A 6,380-nucleotide genomic window follows, 5' to 3' on the forward strand; every position below is an offset into this window, starting at 1 on the left:
AAAAGAGAAGTTCACGGCAGCTCTTGCCATTGACAATACGAAGACGGAGGCCAAAGAGAAATTGGCTGAAGTAGATAAAATCATTGCCGAAAATGCAAAAGCAAATGCCTTGAAGGAGCAAATCACCAAATTGCTGGCAGAAGGAAATACGGCTTTCGGCGCCAAACAATACCCGGGGGCAAAAGCGAAGTTCGAGCAAGTGTTGACATTGGAAGCTGAAAACGCAGAAGCAAAAACCAAGATCCAGGAGATTAATAAATTCCTCGACGATGAGAAAGCGAGCGCAGATAAGATCGCCAAAGCGAAACAACTTATTACTGAAGGTGATGCTTTGGATAAGGCCGCAAAATATGCTGATGCAAAAGCGAAATACCAGGAATCCATTGCGTTAATTCCGGATGCAGCTGTTCAGGCAAAAATGGATGCCATTGATGCGAAAATTTTAGCTGATGGCAAAAAAGCAGAACAAAAGGCAAAATTCGATCAGGCAATTCTAGAGGGAGATGCAGCAATGACTGCTTCTAACTTTGAAGCGGCTAAGAAAAAGTACGAGGAGGCACAAGTGCTTGATCCAGCTTCAACCGTTCCAAAAACGAAATTGATTGAAGTGGAAAAGAAGATTGCTCAGGCAAACGCTGAAAAAGATAAAAATCAAAAATACCAGGAAACATTTAATGCAGGTTTGAGTGCTTTGACGTCCAAAGACTACCTGACTGCAAAAGAGAAATTCACGGCTGCTCTTGCGATCGACAATACCAAAACAGAGGCCAAAGAGAAACTGGCTGAAGTAGATCAGATCATCGCGGAAAATTCGCAGGCAACAGCTCAGAAAGAAAAGTACGACGCGGCGATTAAAGCTGGTAACGATTTGCTTGGACAAAACAAACTGGCTGAAGCGAAAAAGAAATTTGAAGAAGCGTCTCTTTTAGATCCGGCTCAGGCTCTACCGAAAGACAAAGTAAAAGAGATCGAAGCATTGATCGCAAAAGCAGATAAGGAAAAACAGGTAACACAACTTTTGTCAGAAGGAGCAGCAGCTCTTTCCAGAAAAGATTTGTCCGGAGCGAAAGGAAAATATCAGCAGGTGCTTGCTTTGGAACCAGCTAATACAACTGCTTCTGAGAAAATCCTGGAGATTTCCAAATTGGAAAACGATCAGGCAAGTGAAGCACAGAAATTGGCAGCTTTCGAGAAATTGAAGGGAGAAGGAATGGCTTTCCAGAACCAGAATAAATATGCCGAAGCGAAACAAAAATACCTGGAGGCAAAGGCAATCAAAGCAGATGAAGAGGTTGAAAAAGCAATTGTGTGGTGTGATAAAAAGCTGGAAGAAGAGCAAAAAGATGCAGAACTGAACCAGAAATACAACGCTGTTTTGACTGAAGCAAAGAACCTGGAGACTGCAAAAAAATACGATGAAGCAATTGCAAAATACAACGAAGCTTTAACGATTAAAAACGAACAGGAACCTAAAAACCGCATCAGCGCGATTAAAGCGTTGAAAGAAGCAGATGCTGAGCAATTGAAAGTAGAGCAGGAATATTTGGCCGCTCTTAAAAAAGGAGACGACCTGGTTGCGGCGAAGAAATACACGGAAGCTGTTCAGGCATACAATGCTGCATTGGTGTTGAAGCCGTACGAAAAACTTCCGGTTGAAAAGGCTGAAAATGCAAAGAAATTATCCGAACAGGAATCCAGCGATGGAGACCAGGCTTACCAGAAAATTATTGATGTCGGAAACAAAGCTTTTGATGAGAAGAACTATGTGAAGGCGAAGGAAATGTTTAATCGCGCAGTGAATTTCAGACCGGCAGACCAATATCCGAAGCAAAAGCTGGCAAAAATTGAAGAGCTTGAAAAAGAGGAAAAATTAGCATTGGATCAGCAAAATCAGTTTACAAAGAAAATGGCTGAAGCCGATGCGCTGGCAAAAGCAAACAAACTGGAAGAAGCCATTAGTGCATACAAAGCTGCTAAGACTATTAAACCGGATGATTTGACTCCTGATCAGAAAATTTCAGAACTTCAAACCTTGCTGGCAAATAAAGTGGATCCGGCTAAAGAAGCTAAATTGCTGTATGATGAAGCGATGCTGAAAGGTAAAAATGCCGCAGCCGGTAAAGATTACAACGGAGCTATTTCAAATTTTGAAGAAGCCTTGAGACATCAGCCGAAAGATCAGGCTGCGTTGAACAAGATTGAGGAAATGCGACAGCTTTTGGATAATCTTGCAAAAGAAAATGCTGCGAATAAGGAGCTGGCATCGCTGACAGCGACAGCTGACCAGGAATTTAATGCAGGAAAATGGTCTTCCGCAAAATCAGCTTATGATAACATCCTGACAAAATATCCTTCCAATAATTACGCATACGAGCAATCCAAAAAATGTGAGATCAAACTGAAGGAAGAAGCGGATGAGGATAAAGAGCGCGTTTATCGAAATTTGATCAACAGTGCAAATGAAAAATTCAATGCTGCGAATTATAAAAAAGCAAAAGAATTATATGAACGAGCTGTTACTCAAAGACCAACAGATATTTATCCAAGACAAAAGCTGAATGAGATCAATAACATTCTGAATCCCCCTGTGGTTCAAAAAACAACTAAAGCAGAACCGGAATCAAACACATTGGAGCTGAAAAGTTTAGGAGAGGAAACGGATAATTCTTTAACGGAAGGGGCAAAAAAACTGGAAGCAGCAAACAGAAAACGAAAGGGAAATACGACGGATAAGCTGACCCGGAAAGCGAAGAGAATGGAAGAAAATAATTCTGAATTAAGCGATAAACAAAAGAACCTGACGCTTTCTTCAGATAGTACATTGGCTGCAATCCGGATCAATAATGAGGAGCGGAACATAGCTGCAGATGCAAAAGTGCAAGCGAATGTGAATGAACTTGGAAACAAACAAGCAGTGATTACTAAAAGTAATGAGGAGAACAATACCATTAAAGAATTGAATATTGTTAATCAAAAACAGCAATTGGAAGCTGCGAATGAAGCAATCAATGTGACAAATAGCAAACTGGATGGTGGTGCTGTGGAAAACAATGAGGTACTCAAAAAGTCGAAAACTGATTTGGGTGAGACAAACACTAAACTGACAGAAGATAAGAACTCTCAAATAGCTAAAAATGGAGTAGCTTATTCGAATATCAGAATCGAACAGGAGAAAAATACCATTGATGATATGGAAGAGCGTTTGGCAGAAGAGAAAAAAGTGAAAGACGCTCAACAAACTCAAATTGATCTGGAAGTTGAAAACAGCAATAAAGCAGCTGCTAAAACAGTTGAAACAAAAGAGGTGTTGAAAACTGTTGAAACAAATATTGCGGTTAAAACGACTGAAGAAAAAGAATTGTCCAAGAATAACAATGAAATCATAAAAGAAATCAAGAAGACGGAGTTTGAAAGCGGAGCAGAGAAGACGCAGAATCAGGTTGATAATTCTCAAAGATTTACTTCAAAAAACCGCGAAACAGAGCGAATTGTAGGGGAAACTACTTTGGCCAAAATGGAGGAGAATAGAGAGAACACGGTTGTTATTGAAAACGTCAGAGATCAAAAAACGGAACTGGACAGAGCAGATTATAATAAAGCATACATCAAAAACATTGAAAACAAGCAGGTACTTTCAGTAAAAGCAAAAGAAATGGAAGATAAAGAAGATCTTCCATCTATTTCAGGCGCTGAAAACAAGAAAAACTTTGATCAGATCCAGGCAATTTCCATCCAGAGTGAAAAAGAGAAAGCGGCTTTGAATGATCAAAAAGTTGTGAATAACGAGCAAAAAGTGAAAAGTGCACAGCAACAGGTTCAGGAAGGCACACAAAGTACACAGGCAATGGATAATGCGAATTTGATTACGAATTCCAAAAAAGAACTGGGAACAACGGATAAAATTCAGCAAGACAGAAATGAGGAAAAAACGCAGGAATCTAAAAAGATCATTGACGATGCAGCTAAACCTCAACCGGAAAAAATTGCTACAGGATCTTATGAAGTTGATTTGTCTAAATATCCGGAAGGAGTAAGCCAGGAACAATTTGATCAGCTTGGGTCAGATGGTTTGGTTTCAGCTGTTGTCACACGAAGAGTTGTTGTCAAAAACGGGAGAGGGGATGTGTACATCAGAACACAAACCATGAACGGAATTACCTATTCAAAGAACGGGCAAGGCTGTACGGAGATTGTTTGGCAACGCGAAACGCAGGATGCCAAGCTGAAACGGAATTATTGAGATTTCTTTTTATAATCTCTTCGGAGTCAAAAAAGTTTCAATGAAACTGGATCAGGAAGAAGGCCCTTACGCTTTTTTGCTTCTTTTTTTTGGCAATGTTAAAAAAGAAGCTGTTAATTTTCAGAAGAAGAAAGAAGCGATTCGGTTTTAAATAGAAATGAAAGAAAGAGTGTGAGTAACTATTTTTACTCACGCTTTTTTTTTGGTGTGATTCTAGTAATTTCGGCTCAAATTTAATTCCAGTTTTATGAATGTTCATTTTATCGCAATCGGAGGAAGTGCCATGCACAATTTAGCAATCGCTTTATCCCGAAAAGGAGCGCGTGTAACCGGTTCCGATGATGAGATATTTGAACCATCCAGAACGAGATTGGAGAAACAGGGAATTCTGCCTGAATCCATTGGTTGGTTTCCAGAAAAGATTACTTCCGGTTTGGATGCCGTTATTCTGGGAATGCATGCACGGGAAGATAACCCGGAGCTATTGAAAGCAAAAGAACTTCAAATTCCGATTTTTTCTTACCCGGAATACCTGTACGAACAGAGTAAAAATAAATACCGCATCGTCATTGGCGGAAGTCATGGAAAAACAACGATTACTTCGATGTTGCTGCACGTGGTGAACGCTTTGAATCTGAATGTCGATTACATGGTTGGAGCACAGCTGGAAGGTTACGATTGCATGGTGAAATTGTCTGAAGAAGCACAATACATGATTTTGGAAGGAGACGAGTATCTGAGCTCTCCAATCGACCGTAGACCAAAATTTCATTTATATAAACCAAATACTGCATTGATCAGCGGAATTGCCTGGGATCACATCAATGTGTTTCCGACCTGGGAAAATTATGTGGACCAATTCAGAAAATTCTGCAAAGTGATTGAACCGGATGGAAAACTGATTTACAATTCTGAAGACCCTACGTTAAAAGAGCTGGGAGAAGAGTTTGAAGCGAAATTGGAAACAAAAGCTTATAAAACGCCTCAGTATCGGGTGTCTGATTCCGGAACGGTTATGACCTATGACGGAAAGGAATACGAGTTACAAATTTTCGGAGCTCATAATCTGCAAAACCTGGTAGGAGCAATGTACCTGGCGGAATCCATGAACATTGCTAATCACGATTTCCTTCAGGCGATCAGAACATTCACAGGAGCGGGAAAACGCCTTCAGAAAGTCGTTGAAAAAGGATCATTTACGCTATTCAAGGATTTTGCTCATTCACCATCCAAACTGAAAGCAACGACTTCTGCAGTGAAAGAACAATACCCGACGCGAAATGTAGTAGCTTGTATGGAGTTGCATACTTTTTCTTCTTTGAGAAAAGAGTTTTTACCCTTGTACGACGGAGCTATGAACGCAGCAGACGAAGCCCTGGTGTATTTCAGTCCGGAAGTTGTGGCGCACAAAAAGCTTGCTCCGTTGAGTATTGAAGAAGTTCAAACGGCATTCGGAGGACGCGTTAAAGTGGTCAACGAGACGCAGGAAGTTTTGGAGTTCATTCGTGCGAAGAGCTGGAACAATTCGGTACTTTTAATGATGTCTTCCGGAAACTTTGACGGAATAGATTACGACGAACTGGGCGAAGAACTATGCCTTGGGTTGTCTGAATAAGATTCTGCGGTAAATGATCGTTAAGATCAGGGAATTCATTACTGACAACATCAGCATCGCAAGCAGGGAAATCGTCATAACAGAAGTCGGATTGTACCAGTTGCGGATATTATCACTCGATTTTTTAATGATCTCTTCTTTCGTAGAAGCTTCAAATTCGGGTCTTTCCGATCTGAATTTCTTTAATTGAACCGGATCATCTACCATTTTCTGCATGGATTGTTCAATCACGGCAATTTGATTTTCGTTATATGCGGGATCAATTTTAGCATAAAAGAGGTAAATCAATCCGCCAACAATTACCGTGTAGATCATACCGATTTTCAGGGTGGATTTAATATCTCCTAAAGCAGAGCTTTCACTCACTTTTTCACGTCTTTTTTCAATTAAACTTCCGATTGACATGGCCATCAGTAGACACAGAATATTCCACATTACCTGGAGCGGGTATTGCTCCGACGTCTGTAGCACTTGAAAATAGAAAAAACAGTATTTACCTAAGAACCAAATACCTGTAAATAATAA

3 protein-coding genes are annotated in these 6,380 nt (G+C 40.3%); 2 read left to right on the forward strand and 1 reads right to left on the reverse strand.

All coding sequences use genetic code 11. The features are described 5' to 3' along the window. Window positions 1–4,240 (forward strand): hypothetical protein (locus Q1V93_RS16470; RefSeq protein ID WP_300666164.1); only part of this gene is annotated, 4,240 nt, incomplete at its 5' end. A 247-nt stretch (window positions 4,241–4,487) separates the two neighbouring features. Continuing rightward, window positions 4,488–5,855 carry a Mur ligase family protein gene (murC, locus tag Q1V93_RS16475; RefSeq protein ID WP_300666166.1) on the forward strand — a complete coding sequence of 456 codons (1,368 nt, stop codon included), beginning with the start codon at window positions 4,488–4,490 and terminating at the stop codon, window positions 5,853–5,855. Here murC and Q1V93_RS16480 read toward each other — a convergent pair. After that, window positions 5,832–6,380 (reverse strand): DUF4199 domain-containing protein (locus tag Q1V93_RS16480; RefSeq protein WP_300666168.1); only part of this gene is annotated, 549 nt, incomplete at its 5' end. The genes murC and Q1V93_RS16480 overlap by 24 nt on opposite strands.

It is taken from the genome of Fluviicola sp. (genome assembly GCF_030151805.1).
Classification (GTDB): domain Bacteria; phylum Bacteroidota; class Bacteroidia; order Flavobacteriales_D; family Crocinitomicaceae; genus Fluviicola.

Excerpts from the sequence above, each read along its gene's own strand:
- murC (WP_300666166.1), top strand. The coding sequence starts at position 4,488 with ATGAATGTTCATTTTATCGCAATCGGAGGAAGTGCCATGCACAATTTA.